This window comes from Kitasatospora gansuensis, assembly GCF_014203705.1.
Lineage (GTDB): Bacteria > Actinomycetota > Actinomycetes > Streptomycetales > Streptomycetaceae > Kitasatospora > Kitasatospora gansuensis.
Genome location: NZ_JACHJR010000001.1, coordinates 4,812,205 through 4,829,671, shown reverse-complemented (window position 1 = coordinate 4,829,671; position 17,467 = coordinate 4,812,205). Strand labels below are relative to the sequence as shown.

Genomic DNA, 17,467 nt, shown 5'->3' with positions numbered 1-17,467 from the left:
CACCGACAGCCCCGAAGGAAACGGCCCACTCCGCCGGACACCGGACCGCTCCGCGACCACCCGGTGACGGCAGGTCGACGGAGCGGCCGGACCGTCAGACCAGCCGACGCGCCGTCGCCCACCGGGTCAGCTCGTGCCGGTTGCTCAGCTGCAGCTTGCGCAGCACCGCCGACACGTGCGACTCCACCGTCTTCACCGAGATGAAGAGCTGCTTGGCGATCTCCTTGTACGCGTACCCGCGCGCGATCAGCCGGAGCACCTCGCGCTCGCGCTGGGTGAGGCGGTCGAGGTCCTCGTCGACCGGCGGGGTGTCGGTGGCGGCGAAGGCGTCCAGCACGAAGCCGGCCAGCCGCGGCGAGAAGACCGCGTCGCCGTCGGAGATCCGGAAGATCGCGTTGACCAGGTCGGTACCGGTGATGGTCTTGGTGACGTAGCCCCGGGCACCTCCCCGGATCACGCCGATCACGTCCTCGGCGGCGTCGGAGACCGACAGCGCGAGGAACCGCACCCCGTTCGGGTCGGACATCAGCGGGGCGGAGCGGCGCAGCACTTCGACCCCACCCCCGCCGGGCAGGTGGACGTCGAGCAGCACCACGTCGGGCCGGGTCTCGGCCACCACCTGGACCGCCGACTCGACGTCGTCGGCCTCCCCGACCACGTCGATGCCGGTGAGCTCGGTCCGCCCGATCTCGGCCCGCACCCCGGTCCGAAACATCCGGTGGTCGTCCACCAGCACCACCCGGGCAACCCGTTCCGGCCCGGCCCCAGTCCCAGCGGCCCCTGACACAGCGTCAGTCATGTGCTCTCTCCATCTCCAGCTCGACCTCGGTCCCGCCGTCCGGCGCGGGCCGCACCCTCGCGGTGCCGCCGTTGCGCTTCATCCGGCCGATGATCGACTCCCGTACGCCCATCCGGTCCTCCGGCACGCTGTCGGGGTCGAAGCCGGGCCCGTGATCGCGGACGAACACCGACACCGTCCGCCCCTCCACCTCGGCGTAGACCTGGACCGGTCCCCCGCCACCGTACTTGGCGGCGTTGACCGTCGCCTCCCTCGCGGCCTGGATCTGGGCCGCGATCCGGTCGTCCATCGGGCAGTCGCCGACGCAGACCAGCTCGACGGCCACCCCGTGCAGGTCCTCCACCTCGGCCACCACCGAGCGGATCCGCTCGGCCAGGGTGTCCGGGGCGGCCTCGGCGGCGGCCTCGGGGCGGTACAGCCAGAGCCTCAACTCCCGTTCCTGGGCACGGGCGAGCCGGAGCACCTCCTTGGCGTCGTCGGCGTTGCGCTGAATCAGCGTCAGGGTGTGCAGCACCGAGTCGTGCACGTGGGCGGCGATCTCGGCCCGCTCCTGGGCCCGGATCCTGGCGGTCCGTTCGGTGCCGAGGTCCTGCCACATCCGCAGCGCGTACGGGCCGACCAGCACCAGCACGCCGGCCAGCACCGCGAGCGCGGCCTCGATCACCGAGGACACCGTGGAGTCGCCGCCCTGCAGGATCAGGAAGCCGACGGTGCCCGCGACCACCAGCAGCACCCCGGCGCCGACCCTGGTGTACGCGGCCCGCCGCTTGGTGCCCTCCTCGAGCCCGAACCAGCGCTGCCAGCGCGAGTCGTCGGCCTGCCGCCAGACCAGTGCGACGCCGACCCCGACGGTGAGCAGCGGCCACATGTACGGCTTGGCGGTCTGGATGTGCAGGGCGCTGAGCAGCGCCATGATCCCGACCACCAGCAGCAGCAGGGCGAGCAGCTGGCCGAGCCCGCCCTTGGCCGGCCGGGAGTCCGTGACGGCCTCGCCGGCCACCGCCGTCTCGCCGTGGAAGGTGCGCTGCAGCAGCTCGCGCAGCCGGCCGATCCGGCGCGGGCGGCCCTTGCGCAGTTCGGCGCCGCCGACCACCGCGTCGGCGGGCACGAACCCGCCGTTGACGTACGCCCAGCGCGGCCCGGCGCCCGGCGCGGGCTCGCCGATGCCGATCGGCACCACGAACCAGAACGCCGCGTACAGCAGCACCCCGATCCCCTGCGCGAAGAACAGCAGCACGAAGGCGACCCGGACCCAGGTGACCGGCAGGCCGAGGTGCAGGGCCAGGCCGTGCGCCACGCCGCCGAGCATCCGGCCGTGCGGGCTGCGGTAGAGCCGACGGTACGGCGGCGACGCCACCCCGAGGTCGCCTGACGGCGCGTCAGGGGTGCGCGGTCCCTCGGCTGCGAGGGGTCTGGGATCGGTGCCTGGTGCTGCCACGCCACCGATGGTCACACGTCCGCGACCCCCGGCGCATCAGGGTGACACCCCCGATCCTTCTCAGGGAGAGATCAGGGTCCGTACCGGGCACCGGAAGGTTGGGCACGAGCGGCCGGACCAGCAGGATGGGGGCATGACGGATGACCAGATCACCGCGCCGGGCCCGACGGGCACGCCGGCCGACCCCGAGCGGCAGCGCCCGCCGCTGAACCGCAGCGAACGGCACCGGGTGGTGGCCGGGGTCTGCGGCGGTCTCGGGCGGCACCTGGACATCGACCCGGTGGTGTTCCGGGTGGTGATCGCGGTGCTCTGCCTCTCCGGCGGCCTCGGCCTCTTCCTGTACGGCCTGGCCTGGCTGATCGTGCCGCGCGAGCCGGCCGCCGACGGCCGCCAGGGCCGGACCGAGCTCCAGCGCGTGCTGACCGGCCGGGTGGACGGGCAGTCGATCGGCGCGGTGCTGCTGACCGTGATCGGCACCGGGGTGTTCTTCTCCTCGATGGGCGACGGCGGGCAGCTGTTCCCGATCCTGCTGCTCGGCGGCCTGATCCTGCTGGCCGTCCGGTACGACCCCGAGCGGCGCCGCCGGGGCCGGCACTTCCACCCGCAGGACGGCCCGGCCGGTCCGTACGACCGGCCGGTCGACGACGGCGGCCACCCGTACGACCTCGGCGGCGCCCCGGCCGACTGGCGGGCGCGGGCGGCCGAGCAGCACGCCCGGGAGCGGTCGGCGGGCACCGTACCGGCCGACACCCCGCCGCCGGGTCCCTCCGGCTACCTCTGGGACCCGCGGCACCCGGAGCGCAACCCGTACGCCGGACAGCCGCCGCAGGCTCCCCAGCCGCCGCGCCCGCCGCACGAGGCCCTGCCCTGGTGGCAGCGCACCGACCTGCCGACGGGCGACCCGCTGCGCAAGAACCCCCCGTCCACCCCGCTGCCGCCGCCGCGGCCGCAGGCGGTGGTGCGGCACCGGGAGCGGTCGTTCCTCGGCCCGGCCGGGCTGCTGCTGGCCGGCGGCGCGGGCTCGCTGGCCTGGTGGCTGACGCGGAGTCAGGACGGCACGGCGCACCTCGCCACCGTGCTGGCGGCCGCCCTGCTCGCGCTCGGGGTGGTGATCCTGCTGGGCACCCGGTACGGCCGGGCCCGCGGGCTGACCGTGCTCGCGGTGCTGCTGACCATCGCGCTGTCCGGGATCTCGGGCTCGAACATCACCCTGGAGGGAAGTTTCGGCGACCGGGTGTGGGCACCGGCCTCGGTCGCCGAGGTGCGGACCGAGTACCGGCTCGGCGCCGGTGACGCCACCCTCGACCTGAGCGGGATCGACCCGGCGGGCGGCACCGTCACCACGGCGGTCAAGGTCGGCGCGGGTGATCTGCGAGTGACCGTCCCCAACAACGTGGAAGTCCGACTGACCCTGCACAGCGCCCTGGGCGACATCCGGGTCGCCGACCGCAACCTGTCCTCGGGGGCGGGCAACAACGTGGAGTACCAGTTGCATCCGACCAACGGTCAGCCGTCCAAGGGGACGCTCGACCTCACCCTCACGCTCGGCCTCGGCGACCTGATGGTGGTGCAGTCATGAGGAAGCACCGGCTGGACGTCTTCTCCCTGATCGCGGGCACCCTGTTCACCGTGGTCGCGGTGCTCTACCTGGTCGCCTCACTGAACGACCGCGCGGTGAACGGCCGGATCGTGCTCCCGGTCACCTTCATCGTGCTCGGCACGGCCGGCCTGGCCGGCGCGGTGGCCGCGATGACCCGGCGCGGCCGGCCGGCGGAGCTGCCGACCGACCCGAAAGACACGCCCTAGGACTGCACCGCGCCCAGGTCCAGCTGGTCGCCGTTCTTGGTGACGGTGTACTTGGGCAGCGGCTTGGTGGCCGGTCCGTTGATCACCGCGCCGGTGGTGGCGTCGAACTTCGAGCCGTGGCAGGGGCAGTACATCTGGTTGTTCTTCGGGGCGTCCACGGCGCAGCCGGAGTGGGTGCAGACCGAGGAGAAGCCGCAGTACTGCCCGGCCTTGGGCTGCACGATGTAGACCGCGTCGCCGGAGGCCGGGTCCTTCACCTGGGCCGATCCCCCGACCGGGACACTCGCCGCGGCGACCGAGACCTTCGCCGCACCGCTGCCCGACGGCACACCCGACGGAACGGCGCCCGGCGTGGGCGTCGGACCCGGAGCGGCGGTGGTGGTCTTCTCGTCCCGCCCGAAGGTGGCGGTCAGCGACCCGGCCAGCAGCCCGGCGCCGCCCAGCGCGACGGCCGCGATGCCGCCGTCCACCAGCGCCCGGCGGCGGACCTGGTCCTCGGCCAGCCCGCGCCCGCGGTCCTTGCCGGAGCGCTCGGCCAGGTAGCCGTCCACCGACAGGTACGGCGTGCCCGCCAGCACCAGCGGCAGCCAGGCCATCAGGTAGACCAGGTCGTTGCCGAGGTAGTACGGGGAGACGTTCCAGCTGACGGTCAGCCAGAGGCTGAGGCTGATCAGGGTGCCGCCGGTGGCCGCGATCCGGCCCCAGAGGCCGAACAGGGTGCCGAGGCCGACCGCCAGCTCGCCGAAGGCGATCGCCAGCGCGAAGAAGGTCGGGTAGTCCAGCGCCGGACCGAGCGCCCAGCCGATCGGGCTGTGCGGCTTGACGGCGGTGGTCTGCGAGACGAAGGAGGCCGCGTCACCGGCCCCGGCCAGGTAGTGCGAGTCCGCGAGCTTGTCGAAGGCGGCGTAGACGAAGGTCAGCCCGAGGAACAGCCGGAGCGGCAGCAGTGCGTACCGGGTGCCCAACTCCCGCCGCTGCGCCGCTCGTTCCGCTCTTCCCGACTGTTCCGGCCCACCATGCCCCACCGCCATGCGCCGACACCCTTCGCTCACTGCCCGTCAACTGCTGACAGGTCCGGTCCGATTCTGCCCGTTGCACCGCTGTTTCGGTGGCACGGCCCCCTACCGAGACGGCCGCGCCGCCGCCCCCACAAGTACGGGGGCGGCGGCGCGGCCGTTCATCACACGGTGGGATTACTCCCACTCGATGGTGCCCGGGGGCTTGCTGGTGACGTCCAGCACCACCCGGTTGACGTCCTTGACCTCGTTGGTGATCCGGGTCGAGATCTTCGCCAGCGCCTCGTACGGCAGGCGGGACCAGTCGGCCGTCATGGCGTCCTCGGAGGAGACCGGGCGCAGCACGATCGGGTGACCGTAGGTGCGGCCGTCGCCCTGCACGCCGACGCTGCGGACGTCCGCCAGCAGGACCACCGGGCACTGCCAGATCTCGCGGTCCAGACCGGCGAGGGTGAGCTCCTCGCGGGCGATCGCGTCGGCCTCGCGGAGCAGGTCCAGCCGCTCCTTGGTGACCTCACCGACGATCCGGATGCCCAGGCCGGGGCCCGGGAACGGCTGGCGCTGGACGATCTCCTCCGGCAGGCCGAGCTCCTGGCCGACCATCCGGACCTCGTCCTTGAACAGCTTGCGCAGCGGCTCGATCAGCTTGAACTGCAGGTCCTCGGGCAGTCCGCCGACGTTGTGGTGCGACTTGATGTTGGCGGTGCCGGTGCCGCCACCGGACTCCACCACGTCCGGGTACAGGGTGCCCTGGACCAGGAACTCGACCTCTTCGCCGTGCTCGCCGGCCTCGGCCACGATCTCGGCCTGGGCCTGCTCGAAGACCCGGATGAACTCCCGGCCGATGATCTTGCGCTTCTCCTCGGGGTCGCTGACCCCGGCCAGCGCGGTCAGGAAGCGCTCCTCGGCGTCGACCACCTTGAGCTGGATGCCGGTGGCGGCGACGAAGTCCTTCTCGACCTGCTCGGTCTCGCCCTTGCGCATCAGACCGTGGTCGACGTAGACGCAGGTGAGCTGCGAGCCGATGGCCCGCTGCACCAGCGCGGCGGCGACGGCGGAGTCCACGCCACCGGAGAGGCCGCAGATGGCGCGCTTGCTGCCGACCTGCTCGCGGATCAGCGCGACCTGCTCGTCGACCACGTTGACGGTGGTCCAGTTCGGCGCGATCCCGGCACCCCGGTAGAGGAAGTGCTCCAGGATCTGCTGGCCGTGCGTCGAGTGCAGCACCTCGGGGTGGTACTGGACCCCGTAGAGCTTCTTCTCGTCGTTCTCGAAGGCGGCGACCGGCACCACGTCGGTGGACGCGGTGACGGTGAAGCCCTCGGGGGCGGCCGAGCAGGCGTCGCCGTGCGACATCCAGACCGACTGCTCGGCCGGGGTGCCCTCGAACAGGGTGGAGCCGGACTTGCTGACGTGCAGGCCGGTGCGGCCGTACTCGCGGGCGCCGGAGTTGTCGACGGTGCCGCCGAGCGTGATCGCCATCAGCTGGAAGCCGTAGCACATGCCGAAGACCGGCACCCCGGCCTCGAAGATCGCGCGGTCCAGGCGGGGCGCGCCGTCCTCGTAGACCGAGGAGGGGCCACCGGACAGGATGATCGCCTTCGGGTTCTTGGCGAGCATCTCGGCCACCGGCATGGTGCTCGGGACGATCTCGCTGTAGACCCGGGCCTCACGCACCCGACGGGCGATGAGCTGGGCGTACTGGGCGCCGAAGTCGACCACCAGTACGGTGTCGAGCTCGGGAGCGGACTGGTCGGGAGTAGCAGAGGACACGGACGGCCTTCCGGCAGCGAAACGGAGGTGCCGCGCGCAGCGCGACCTTGGAAGGGTGGTGGCGGGCGGCGGGTGGGGGTGTCACTGCGATTCTACCGGCCGACACACCAGCGCTGTTTCACCCGCATGCCCGAGCCGCCCGGCGTGACCGGCGCCACGCAGGATCGTTGCTCCTGACGACCGCACCTTCCGGGTCGCGCCCGCCAGGCGCGAGGCCGGCCGGGCGGTCGAACCCGACCCATGCGCGTGGATCTCTCAGTCCACCGGCGCGCGTGGCGCCGCCGCTCCCCTGTCGGGGACGGCCCGCCGTGGGACCGTGCGCGGGTGGTGTGACCGGATCGGCAGGGGACAGCCGCCCGGGCACGACTGAACCAGTGAAAGAGGTACGGCGGCCTGCGTCCGGGACGCCGGGCTCCGGTCGCCGTACCTCTGGACCTCTCGACCCGTCCCCAACTAGCCACTACTACGGAGCGTAGTCGACCTTCCGGTCTGATTCGCTCGTCTCCGAACCGTCGGACAGGGTACGCCGCTCCGGCCCCGTGGGAGTCGGACTGTACCGAACTGCGTCGAACCGGTTGCAGACCCGGGGCTCCGTCCAGCACGATGCTGGATGCGGGGTTGACCTGCCGTCAGCCTGAACATCACGCTCCGTTAAGGGCCGCCCCGCGCCCGGACCATCCTTCCGGACGGCGCTCATCCCCCGGCGCCGTCAACCGCAGCACCGGCGCCGCCCTGACGCCGTGTGCTGAACGACAAAGGGCCCCGTTCCCCCGCGGGGCCCTTTGCCCGTCCGGCTACGGTTCGGGCGTGTGCGAGTCCAGTACTTCGCCGGTGAACGGGACATGGCTGGGCCGCGGCGGGAGCACGGGCGGCACCACCGGCAGCACCGGCACCGTTGGCACCGGCGCGCGGCGGAACAGCAGCGGCACCGCGAACGCGCCGACCGCCGTCCACACCAGGTTGGCCGCCAGGACGGAGAACAGCGCCAGGCCGACCGAGACCTCGGCACCCACGGGGTCCCCCGAGTCGAGCCCGAACTCCTCACCGGCCGTTGCGCGCAGGTCGAAGCCGCTCCACTGGGTCATCCCGGAGAGCAGCATCAGCAGGCTCGCGCCGACCCAGTGGAAGCCCGCCGCCCGGATCCGGCCGACCAGGTCGAACCGCCGCACCGCCCAGCCGAGCACCAGGGCGGACGCCAGCGCGAGCAGCACGGTCCACCGCCAGTGGCCGGTCAGGTCGGCCAGGTCGAAGATCGAGAAGTCGTGGTCCAGTTCGTCGCGCAGGTCGATCCCGGCCGGGGGCGCGCTGCGCTGCTCCCACATCCCCACCGTGGCGCCCGAGCCGAAACCGAGCAGGTTCAGCCCGAGGTTGGGCAGCGCCACGAGTCCCAGCAGGGTCACCTCCGCCGACAGCCGCGAAGCCGTCAGAACCAGCGCCACCACGGTGGCCACCGCGACCGTCAGCGACAGCGCCCGGGCGGCGGCCGCCGCACTCGCCGTCCAGTCGCCGTAGGTCCCGCGCAGCCTGTCCGCGCCGAACACCCCCGCGGCCAGCGCTGTGGCCAGGAGGGCCGAGCCGAGGGTCGACCAGGCCGTGCCGGCCGACACCGTCACATGGTCGGCGAAGCCGAACTGGAACAGCCAGCCCAACGGCCCGCCCAGTTCCTCCCGATTGCCAGCCGGGCGGTGATCGACCCCGGCGAGCAGGCCGAGCCCGGCGGTGACCGCCACCGCCAGCAGCACCGGGCGACCGGCCTCGGCCAGCAGCCGGCGAATGGTCGGCTCCGGTGCCAGGCGCCGCCGAGCCGCCCGGAGGCCGTACGCGAACAGCACGGCCCAGAGCACGGTGACCGTCATCGGCAGCACCCAGATCTGGTTGACCAGCTCCGGAGACCCCTCGCCACCGACCTGGGAGCGACTGCCGACCGGGCCGCCGAAAGCGGCCAGGACGACCGCGAGCGCGACGCCGAAGCGAGTGCCGAAAGCAAGCGATGTGTGCTCGGAGTCCAGAGTGATCGTCAGCAGCAGGGCGGCCGCCAGCAGCAGACCGGTCGGCGCGGCCACCGCTCTCAGCGCCGGGCGCCAGTCCGCTTCGGTGAACCAGCGCACGGCGGCGGGCCGGTGCCGGGGCTCGACCTCCACCCCGGCTCCCCAACTGCCCTTCTCCCGCGGCAGATCGAGACCACCGCTGCCGAACTCGACCTCACCGATCGCGAACGACCGCCCGCACGCCGCGCAGCGCGTCGCCCCTTCGGCCGACGCCGCCCCGCAGTCATCGCAGATCGCCATGTGCCCCCCTCGTCAGGGGCTGTTTATCCCACCGGTGTCGAGAGGGTGTCAACCGAGCTTCTTCGGCACCTTCGGCACCGGGAGCAGCAGCTCGCCGAAGGCCCCCTTCGGGACCGCCGGGGCCTGCGGGGAGACCGCGGCCACCCGGCGGTACTCCTCGCCCTGCTCCGGACGGGCGTCCGCCTCACCCTTGTTGGGCCACATCGACATCGCCCGCTCGGCCTGGGCGGTGATGGTGAGCGAGGGATTGACGCCGAGGTTGGCGGAGATGGCGGAGCCGTCCACCACGCTGATCCCGGGGTAGCCGTAGAGCCGCTGGTACGGGTCGACCACACCGTTCTCGGGACTGTCGGAGATCGGGCAGCCGCCGAGGAAGTGGGCGGTCATCGGGATGTCGAAGATCTCGCCGACCGTGCTGCCGGCGAAGCCGTTGATCGACTCGGCCAGCGCCCGGGCGCCCGCCTCGGCGGCCGGGATGTACGTCGGGTTCGGCGCGCCGTGGCCCTGACGGGAGGTCAGCTTGCCCTTGCCGAGGCCGGACTTCTTCAGCGAGACCGTGATCGAGTTGTCCAGCGACTGCATCACCAGGCCGATGATGGTCTTCTCCGACCAGCGGTGCTGGTTCATCGACCGCGCGAAGATCACCGGGTGACTGGCCGCCGTGACGGCGTACCGCAGCCAGCGCGGCCCGCGGCCGACGCCTGGCACCTGCTGCACGCTGAGCGCGCCCATCGCGTTGGAGCCCCGGCCGTAGCGGACCGGCTCGATGTGGGTGTTCTCGTCCGGGTGGATCGAGGAGGTGATCGCCACCCCCTTGGTGAAGTCCACCTTCTCGCCGTACCGCCGGTCGGTGGTGGAAGCCCCCACCAGCGCCTCGGAGTTGGTCCGGGTCAGCTCGCCGAGCTTGGCCGAGATGGCGGGCAGGAAGCCGTTGTCGCGCATCCTGTGCAGCAGGGTCTGGGTGCCGTAGGTGCCGGCCGCGACCACCACCTTGGCGGCGGTGACGGTCCTGGCCCCGGCCTTCTCCCGGTCCTTGGAGCGGGAGTTGGTGCGCCGGACGTCGACCGCATAGCCACATTCCCCGTTGGCGCCCTCGATCTGGCGCAGCCGCTCGACGGTGGTGAGCGGGTGGATCTCGGCGCCGTTCCGCTCGGCCAGGTAGAGGTAGTTCTCGGTCAGGGTGTTCTTGGCCCCGTGCCGGCAGCCGGTCATGCACTCGCCGCACTCGATGCAGGACTTCCGCTTCGGCCCGGCCCCGCCGAAGTACGGGTCCTCCACCTCGGTGCCCGGCGCGACCTTCGCCTCCCCGTCACCGTCCCGGCCGTCGCCGAAGAAGACCCCGACCGGCGCCAGGTGGAAGGTGTCGGCGACGCCCATCTTCTCGGCGGCGGCCTTCAGGTGGACGTCGGAGGGGGTGATGGTCGGGTTGGTGCGTACCCCGAGCATCCGCTGGGCCTGGTCGTAGAACGGGCCCAACTCCTCCTGCCAGTCGGTGATGTGCTGCCACTGCCGGTCCTCGAAGAACGGCTTCGGCGGCACGTACAGGGTGTTGGCGTAGTTCAGCGAGCCGCCGCCGACCCCGGCCCCGCCCAGCACCAGGACGTTGGCCAGCAGGTGGATCCGCTGGATGCCGTACAGGCCGAGGGCGGGGGCCCAGAGGTAGTTCTTGGTGTCCCAGGAGTTCTTCGGCAGCTCGTCCGGGCCGTACCGCCGCCCGGCCTCCAGCACCGCGACCCGGTAGCCCTTCTCGGTCAGCCGCAGCGCGGCCACCGACCCACCGAAACCCGAGCCGACCACGACCACGTCGTAGTCGAAAGTGTCCTGCGTCATGAGCTGCAACTCCTAGAGAACCACGTCTACTTGAACCGCAGGACCTTCAACGCCTTCAGGCTGGTGGTGAACAGCGCGGCGAACTTCTCGTCGTCCAGGCCGAGCGAGGGCGCGATCGGCAGCATCCGCTGGGTGGCGATGGTCTGCGCCTCGGTGTAGCGCAGGATGCCGTCCGAGCCGTGCCGGCGGCCGAGCCCGGAGTCGCCCATGCCGCCCATCGGCGCGGCCACCGAGCCGTAGGCCGCGGCGTACGCCTCGTTCACGTTCACGGTGCCGGTGTGCAGCCGGGCCGCGATCGCCCGGCCGCGCCGGGCGTCCTTGGTCCAGACGCTCGAATTCAGGCCGTACGTGGTCGAGTTGGCCGCCTCGACGGCCTCGTCCTCGGTGTCGAAGCGGTAGACCGAGACCACCGGGCCGAAGGTCTCCTCGCCGCAGACCGCCATGCCGGGGGTGACCCCGTCCAGGATGGTCGGCTCGAAGAACAGCGGGCCGAGGTCGGGGCGGGCCTGACCGCCCGCCAGCACGGTGGCGCCCGCCTTCACGGCCTCCTCGACGTGCCGGGTGACGGTCTCCAACTGCCGGTCGGAGACCAGTGATCCCATGTCCGCCCCGTACGCCAGACCGCCGCCGAGCCGCAGCGCGCTGGTCCGCTCGGCGAACCGGCGGAGGAACTCCTCGGCTACCGAGCGGTGCACGTAGAGCCGCTCGATCGAGATGCAGAGCTGCCCGGCGGAGGAGAAGCAGGCCCGGACGGCACCTTCGGCGGCCTTGTCCAGGTCGGCGTCGGCGAGCACCAACAGGGCGTTCTTGCCGCCGAGTTCGAGCGAGGCGCCGACCAGCCGGGCGGCGGCGCGCTGGGCGACCTCGCGGCCGGTCCTGGTGGAGCCGGTGAACGAGACGTAGTCGGCGTGCTCGACCACGGCCGGGCCGATCACCGGCCCGTCGCCGATCACGATCTGCCAGAGGTCGGCGGGCAGCCCGGCCTCGATCAGCAGCTCCCGGGCCCAGAGCGCGGTCAGCGCGGTCTGCGTGTCCGGCTTGTTGACCACCGCGTTGCCGGCCACGAACGCGGGCAGCGCGTCGCCGACCGAGAGCTCCAGCGGGTAGTTCCACGGCGAGATCTGACCGATCACGCCCTTCGGGCGGCGGGCCTCGATCGCGTGCGTGAGCACCGGCATGGCGCCGCCGCGACGGCGGTCGCGCAGGTAGGACGGGGCCTTGCGACCGTAGTGCCGGGCTGCCAGCGCGGCGCCGAGCACCTCCTCGAAGGCGTGCAGCCTGGCCTTGCCGGTCTCGGCCTGGATCAGGTCCAGCACCTCGTCCTGCCGCTTCAGCAGCAGGTCGTGGAAGCGCAGCAGCACCCCGGCCCGGCGGCGGACCGGCAGCGCGGCCCACGCCTTCTGGGCCCGCCTGGCCAGCTGGTACGCCACCTCGACGTCGGCCGGGGTGGACTGCGGCAGGGTGGCCAGCCGCTCGCCGGTGAGCGGCGCGGTGGTGTGCACCAGCTCGGGCTCGCCGGTCGCGGTGACGCCCTGGGCGAGCCGGGCGACCAGGGCCGCCGGGACGGCCGAGGCGACCGTCCGGGCCGCGCCCGGGGCGGCGGGGTTGCGTCCGGTGGTCTGTCCGACTGCCGTGGTGTCCGTCATGGGGCGCAGCCTAGGCGCTCGACGACCCGAACGGTACCCGTCGGTAACAGAAAAGTATCTGTGGCCGATCTTTATCTGGTCGGGACGAACTCGTTCAGTACCGTGGTCAGGATCCGCTGCCCGACGACCCAGTCCTTGTCGTTGTCGGGCGTGGCCACCAGCAGGGTGTACGAGGTGCCCTTGGCGTCCCGGAACTCCACGTCCTTGACGTGCCGTCGGATGCCGTCCTTGGTGTAGGTGAACTCCCAGACCGCGCCCTCGGCCCCGTTCACGTCCACCTTGGTCAAAGCCACCTGCCGGTAGTCCTTGCCGGACTTGACCGTGGTCTCCAGCTCCCGGAAGTGCGCGATCGGCTCCAGCGGCTGCCCGACCGCCACCGCGAACTGCAGGTAGCGCTGCCGGTTGTCCGGCGAGTAGTAGATCTGGGTGTTCTCCACCGACCGCACCCAGGTGCCGCCCTCGGTCGGCAGCAGGAAGCGGAACCCACCCGGGTCGTCCGTCCAGCGGTAGCCCTTCGGAGCCGGCATCGGCGCGGGCGAGCTCTGCGACACCGGCGGGTTCGGGTCCTCGGACGACTTGCCGGTCATCGCGTACGTGGCGCCCCCGGCCAGCAGCGCGGTGACCACCCCGGCCACCAGCACCCGGGGCCAGAACCGACGGCGGGTCAGCCGCGCGGTCGGCGGCTCCGGCGCGGCCACCGGCCCGTTCGACCCGTCCGGTCCGTCCGGCCCGGACCGGTCCACCACCGGGACGGACTGGGTCGGCTCCACCTGCGGCCGGGGCGCGGGCGCGGCCTTGATCTCCAGGGTGTGACCGGCCGTCACCTCCGCCAGCATCCGCAGCGCCTGGTCGGCACCGGGCCGGTCGGCCGGGTCCTTGGCCATCAGCGCCGCCAGCACCGGGCCGAGCGCACCCGCCCGGCGCGGCTCCGGCAGCGGCTCCCCGACCACGGCGGCCAGCGTGGTGATCGGCGAGCTGCGCTTGAACGGCGACTCGCCCTCCACCGCCGCGTACAGCGTCGCGCCCAGACCCCACAGGTCCGAGGCCGGTCCGGGACGCTCGCCCTGGGCCCGCTCCGGCGCCAGGTAGTCCGGCGATCCGACCAGGTCCCCCGGCCTGGTCAGCTCGGTCGAGCCCTCGAAGGTGGCGATCCCGAAGTCCAGCAGCACCACCCGTCCGGTGCCGTGCTCCAGCAGGACGTTGGCGGGCTTCACATCCCGGTGCAGCACGCCGAGTTGGTGTCCCCGGTGCAGCGCGGCCAGCACCTGGGTGCCGACCCCGGCCGCCTCCCGGGGCGTCAGGGTGCCGTCCTGGCTGATCACATCGGCCAGCGAACGGCCGTCGATCAGCTCCATCACGATCCACGGCCGGCCGTCCTGCTCCAGCACGTCGTGGATGGTGATCACGCCGGGGTGCTTGATCCGGGCGGCGGCTCTGGCCTCGCGCTTCATCCGGGACTGGAGGATCTCCAGTTCCTCCTCCGGCAGGTGGCTGACCGTCAGTTCCTTGACCGCCACCTCGCGGTCCAGGAGCTCGTCCCTGGCCTGCCAGACCGTGCCCATCCCGCCCCGGCCGAGCCGCTCGCCCAGCGCGTATCTGCCGGCCAGCAGCCGCTGACCCTCCCCTGCGTCCACAGTGGCTGCTCCCCCGTACCAGGCGTTCGAATCACGTTCCCTGCACAGGTTAGATCAGCCCCCGAACGCGACCACCGCCGCCAGGGCCGCTGCCAGCAGCACCAGCACCCCGCCGACCAGCAACGGCCCCAGCAGCAACGGGCTGACCCGCCGTCCGGCCCGACCCGCCGTCACCACCGGGGTCTTCGCCCGCGGCCTGCGCACCACCGGACCGCGCGGCCGCACCACCGGCAGCAACGGGGTGACCCGCTCGAACGGCTCCGGCGCCGCGGCCAGGAACGCGGCCAGCCAGGACCGCAGCTGTCCCAGCGTCAGACCGCCGGCCAGCAGCCCCTCCACCACCGGACGGAGCGGACCGCAGCCGTCCGCCGGAGCCGACCGCCCGTCCCGGACCGCCGCCAGCAGCTCCCCCAACTCCCGCTCCGGGTACGGCGGGTGACCGGTCAGCAGCCGGTACATCAGCACCCCGAGCGCCCAGCCGTCCCCGGCCGCCCCGCCGACCGGCGCCCACCGTTCGGCCCGCACCCCGAGCAGCACCGCCCGCGCCTCGTACACCCGGCGTGGCACCGGACCGCCCAGCGCGGCGCAGTACCCCTCCTCCGCCGCCCCGGCCAGCAGCCCGCCGAGCAGCGCCGCGCCGTCCTCACCGACCAGCACCGACTCCATCGAGACGTTCCCGTGCACCAGCCCGGCCCGGTGCAGCGCGCCCAGCGCACCCGCCAGGTCCGCCGCCAACTCCGCCACCCGGTAAGGCGACCACGGCCGCTCGGCCAGCTCCGCCAGCGGCACCCCGGCGGGCAGCTCCTCGGCCACCCAGAGCCGCCGCCCCTCGACGAACGCCCCGAAACCCCGCAGCAGCCGCGGATGCGCCGGCACCGTCGCGAGACCGGCCGCCAGCCGCTCGGCCAGCCCGGTCCACGGCTCGGCGTCCCAGTCGTCCTGGTTCAGCAGCTCCGGCAGGTCGAGCGCGGCCAGCCGGGTCTGCTCCCCGCTGTGCAGCTCCACCACCCGCACCGCAGCACCGATCGGACGGTCCGTCACCCGGTACCGCCCGCCCACCACCTGCCCCGGGGCCAGCATGCGTCGTCCCTCCCTAGGGGTGTCACAGTACGCGGGCTACCCTCGAAAGCATGGACTGGACCGATCTGATCGACGTGGCCTTCGACGCCCTGGGCAGCGACAGCAACAAGAGCTCGGCCCTGCACTCGGTGCAGCAGGCCGCCCGGCCCGACGAACTGCCGGTCGCCGCCACGGCCGGCCGCCACCCCGACCACTTCCGCAAGGGCGCACTGGTCCTCACCACCCACCGCCTGGTCTTCCTGAAGGACGGGAAGCCCCCGCTGCCGGTTCCGCTGGAGGGCGTCACCGACGTGACCGTCACCAGGAGCCGCCTGAACGGCGAGATCCTCAAGGTGGTCGCCCTCACCGGCGCCCACCGCTTCGAGGAGGTCGACAAGGCCGAGTTCTTCGCCGAACAGCTCCGCGGCACCGCCCGGACCGCCCGCGACCGCCACCGCGCCCCGGCGGCCCCCGCCGCCGACCTGCTCGACCAGCTGGAGCGGCTCGCCGCCCTGCACACCGCGGGCGCCCTCACCGACGCGGAGTTCGCCCTCGCCAAGACCAGGCTGCTCCAGGGCTGAGCTACGGCGCGGGCTGGAAGCTGTCGAAGGACACCTGCCGGGCCTGCACCAGGTCGGCCGACGTCCAGGTCGCGTCCGGGCTGGTCCAGTAGATCGCGTAGCCGTACTTGCCGGTCACCACGGCGCGGTTGAGCGCGTGCAACCGGGTGCCGTCCTTGTCGTACGTCCACTCCCAGTCGGCCGCATTGGTCCAGGAGCGGTAGCTGACCTGCCGGGTGCCCAGGCTCTTGTAACCGGAGAACTTGCCCTCCCGGTCGCGCTCCTGCCACTCCTTCAGCGCGCTCGACCCCGGGGCGTCCGTCCAGTCCACGATCATCGTGCTGCCGTTGCCCCGGTAGACGTACTGGCTGCCGTTGTTGCGGACCCCGTCCTCCTTGAGCCAGTCCGGCAGCTTGATCGTGAAGCCCTGGGCGCCACGCACCTCCCGATAGCCCGTCAGCTGCGGCGTCGGCGTGGGACTCGGGGACGGAGCCGTCGACGCCGCCGGACTGGCCGCCGGGCTCGAAGCCGCCGGGCCGGGCACGGCCGGGGCGCTGGCCGCGGGCGACTTCGCGGCGTCCGCCGAGCCCGCCGCCGCCTTCTTCTTCCACGGCTGCCACATCATCAGCACCCCCGCCACCAGCACGGCGACCACCAGTACCGCCGCCACCGTCAGCAGCGTCCGCCGGGACGGCGCCGCCGCCGGTATCGCGGCCACCTCGGTGGTCGACTCCGCCCGCACGGTGCCCTCGGCCATCACCCGGCGCAGCAGCGGCCGGGCCGCCGCCGCGTCCACCCGCAGCGACGGGTCCTTCTCCAGCAGTCCTTCGATCAGCGGCGCCAGCAGCCGCCCGGCGTTCACCGGCGGCGTCAGCGGCTCGGTCATCACGGCCGTCAGGGTGGCCAGCGCGGAGCCCCGGTCGTACGGGGGCCGGCCCTCGACCATCGCGTACAGCGTGCCGCCCAGCGACCACAGGTCGGCCGGCGGTCCGGGCTTCTGGCCCCGGGCCCGCTCCGGCGAGATGTACGAGGGCGCGCCGACCAGCATGCCGGTGGAGGTGACCGAGGTGTCGCCCTCCACGCTGGCGATGCCGAAGTCGGTCAACACCACCCGGCCGTCGTCCCCGATCAGCACGTTGGACGGCTTCACGTCCCGGTGCAGGATGCCCAACTCGTGGGCCTCGCACAGCACTCCGAGCACCTCGAGGGCGATCTCGGCGGCCCGGACCGGCGACAGCGGGCCGTCCTCCTTGATCACCTCGGCCAACGAGCGGCCGCCGACCAGCTCCATCACGATCCACGGCCGGTCGTCCTCCTCGACCACGTCGAAGACCGTCACCGCCGCCGTGTGCCTGATCCGGGCGGTCGCCTTGGCCTCGCGCAGGGTCCGGACCACCAGACGGTGGCGGTCCTGCTCGTCGACGCCGTCGTGCATCCGGAGTTCCTTGACCGCGACCGTCCGGCCGAGCATCTCGTCCTCGGCCCGCCAGACGGTGCCCATGCCACCGCGCCCCAGCACCCCGGTCAGCCGGTAACGCCCGCCCAACAGACGTCCGCCGGTCTCGGTCATCGCCACGTCCCCCATAGTGCGGTCGGCCAAGCCCCCATCATGTCGTGT

13 protein-coding genes are annotated in these 17,467 nt (G+C 72.8%); 3 read left to right on the top strand and 10 right to left on the bottom strand.

From position 1 onward, the window contains the following. Window positions 1-94: 94 nt before the first annotated feature. Both F4556_RS21670 and F4556_RS21665 read right to left on the bottom strand, forming a co-directional pair. Window positions 95-799: a LuxR C-terminal-related transcriptional regulator gene (locus F4556_RS21670; RefSeq protein ID WP_184918655.1), complete on the bottom strand. Its 705-nt coding sequence runs from the start codon at window positions 797-799 to the stop codon at window positions 95-97. After that, complete coding sequence (locus F4556_RS21665) at window positions 792-2,156, bottom strand: ATP-binding protein (RefSeq protein ID WP_313069234.1); 1,365 nt, start codon at window positions 2,154-2,156, stop codon at window positions 792-794. The genes F4556_RS21670 and F4556_RS21665 overlap by 8 nt, the downstream gene beginning before the upstream one ends. 214 nt (window positions 2,157-2,370) lie before the next feature. On the opposite strand from F4556_RS21665, the gene F4556_RS21660 reads away from it, so the two are divergent. After that, on the top strand, window positions 2,371-3,816 hold the full coding sequence (locus F4556_RS21660) for a PspC domain-containing protein (protein ID WP_184918653.1): 1,446 nt from the start codon (window positions 2,371-2,373) through the stop codon (window positions 3,814-3,816). Beyond that, window positions 3,813-4,043 (top strand): hypothetical protein, encoded by a 231-nt coding sequence (locus F4556_RS21655; RefSeq protein WP_184918651.1) that lies wholly within the window; start codon window positions 3,813-3,815, stop codon window positions 4,041-4,043. The genes F4556_RS21660 and F4556_RS21655 overlap by 4 nt, the downstream gene beginning before the upstream one ends. Here the strand turns inward: F4556_RS21655 and F4556_RS39515 are convergent. The 7 genes from F4556_RS39515 to F4556_RS21620 form a co-directional block, all read right to left on the bottom strand. Then, entirely contained in the window at window positions 4,040-5,008 is a 969-nt protein-coding gene (locus F4556_RS39515; protein ID WP_313068461.1) for a Rieske 2Fe-2S domain-containing protein, read from the bottom strand. The two genes, F4556_RS21655 and F4556_RS39515, sit on opposite strands and share 4 nt — an antisense overlap. Before the next feature lie 228 nt (window positions 5,009-5,236). Continuing rightward, window positions 5,237-6,832 carry a glutamine-hydrolyzing GMP synthase gene (gene guaA / locus F4556_RS21645; protein WP_184918647.1) on the bottom strand — a complete coding sequence of 532 codons (1,596 nt, stop codon included), beginning with the start codon at window positions 6,830-6,832 and terminating at the stop codon, window positions 5,237-5,239. Window positions 6,833-7,626: 794 nt separating this feature from the next. After that, window positions 7,627-9,120, bottom strand: a complete 1,494-nt coding sequence (locus tag F4556_RS21640; RefSeq protein ID WP_184918645.1) for a hypothetical protein — start codon at window positions 9,118-9,120, stop codon at window positions 7,627-7,629. A 48-nt stretch (window positions 9,121-9,168) separates the two neighbouring features. Continuing rightward, entirely contained in the window at window positions 9,169-10,950 is a 1,782-nt protein-coding gene (locus F4556_RS21635) for a GMC oxidoreductase (RefSeq protein ID WP_184918643.1), read from the bottom strand. 26 nt (window positions 10,951-10,976) lie between these two features. Next, the gene (locus tag F4556_RS21630; protein ID WP_184918642.1) at window positions 10,977-12,596 is read right to left on the bottom strand and encodes a succinic semialdehyde dehydrogenase; all 1,620 of its coding nucleotides are present in this window, start codon (window positions 12,594-12,596) and stop codon (window positions 10,977-10,979) included. A 71-nt stretch (window positions 12,597-12,667) separates the two neighbouring features. After that, window positions 12,668-14,230 (bottom strand): serine/threonine-protein kinase, encoded by a 1,563-nt coding sequence (locus F4556_RS21625; RefSeq protein ID WP_184918640.1) that lies wholly within the window; start codon window positions 14,228-14,230, stop codon window positions 12,668-12,670. A 54-nt stretch (window positions 14,231-14,284) separates the two neighbouring features. Further along, a complete protein-coding gene (locus F4556_RS21620) occupies window positions 14,285-15,310 on the bottom strand; it encodes a protein kinase (protein ID WP_184918638.1) in 1,026 nt (341 codons plus the stop codon). Between the two features lie 50 nt (window positions 15,311-15,360). Here F4556_RS21620 and F4556_RS21615 point away from each other — a divergent pair, with 50 nt between their 5' ends. Continuing rightward, window positions 15,361-15,870, top strand: coding sequence for an SHOCT domain-containing protein (locus F4556_RS21615; RefSeq protein WP_184918636.1), 510 nt, complete (start codon window positions 15,361-15,363; stop codon window positions 15,868-15,870). Between the two features lies 1 nt (window position 15,871). Here F4556_RS21615 and F4556_RS21610 read toward each other — a convergent pair whose 3' ends face one another. Continuing rightward, on the bottom strand, window positions 15,872-17,434 hold the full coding sequence (locus F4556_RS21610) for a serine/threonine-protein kinase (RefSeq protein WP_184924925.1): 1,563 nt from the start codon (window positions 17,432-17,434) through the stop codon (window positions 15,872-15,874). Window positions 17,435-17,467 lie beyond the last annotated feature (33 nt).

Coding starts and splice junctions, on each gene's coding strand:
- F4556_RS21640 (WP_184918645.1), bottom strand. CDS start 9,120: ATGGCGATCTGCGATGACTGCGGGGCGGCGTCGGCCGAAGGGGCGACG.
- F4556_RS21620 (WP_184918638.1), bottom strand. CDS start 15,310: ATGCTGGCCCCGGGGCAGGTGGTGGGCGGGCGGTACCGGGTGACGGAC.
- F4556_RS21630 (WP_184918642.1), bottom strand. CDS start 12,596: ATGACGGACACCACGGCAGTCGGACAGACCACCGGACGCAACCCCGCC.
- F4556_RS21610 (WP_184924925.1), bottom strand. CDS start 17,434: ATGGGGGACGTGGCGATGACCGAGACCGGCGGACGTCTGTTGGGCGGG.
- F4556_RS21635 (WP_184918643.1), bottom strand. CDS start 10,950: ATGACGCAGGACACTTTCGACTACGACGTGGTCGTGGTCGGCTCGGGT.
- F4556_RS21670 (WP_184918655.1), bottom strand. CDS start 799: ATGACTGACGCTGTGTCAGGGGCCGCTGGGACTGGGGCCGGGCCGGAA.
- F4556_RS21655 (WP_184918651.1), top strand. CDS start 3,813: ATGAGGAAGCACCGGCTGGACGTCTTCTCCCTGATCGCGGGCACCCTG.
- F4556_RS21615 (WP_184918636.1), top strand. CDS start 15,361: ATGGACTGGACCGATCTGATCGACGTGGCCTTCGACGCCCTGGGCAGC.
- F4556_RS21660 (WP_184918653.1), top strand. CDS start 2,371: ATGACGGATGACCAGATCACCGCGCCGGGCCCGACGGGCACGCCGGCC.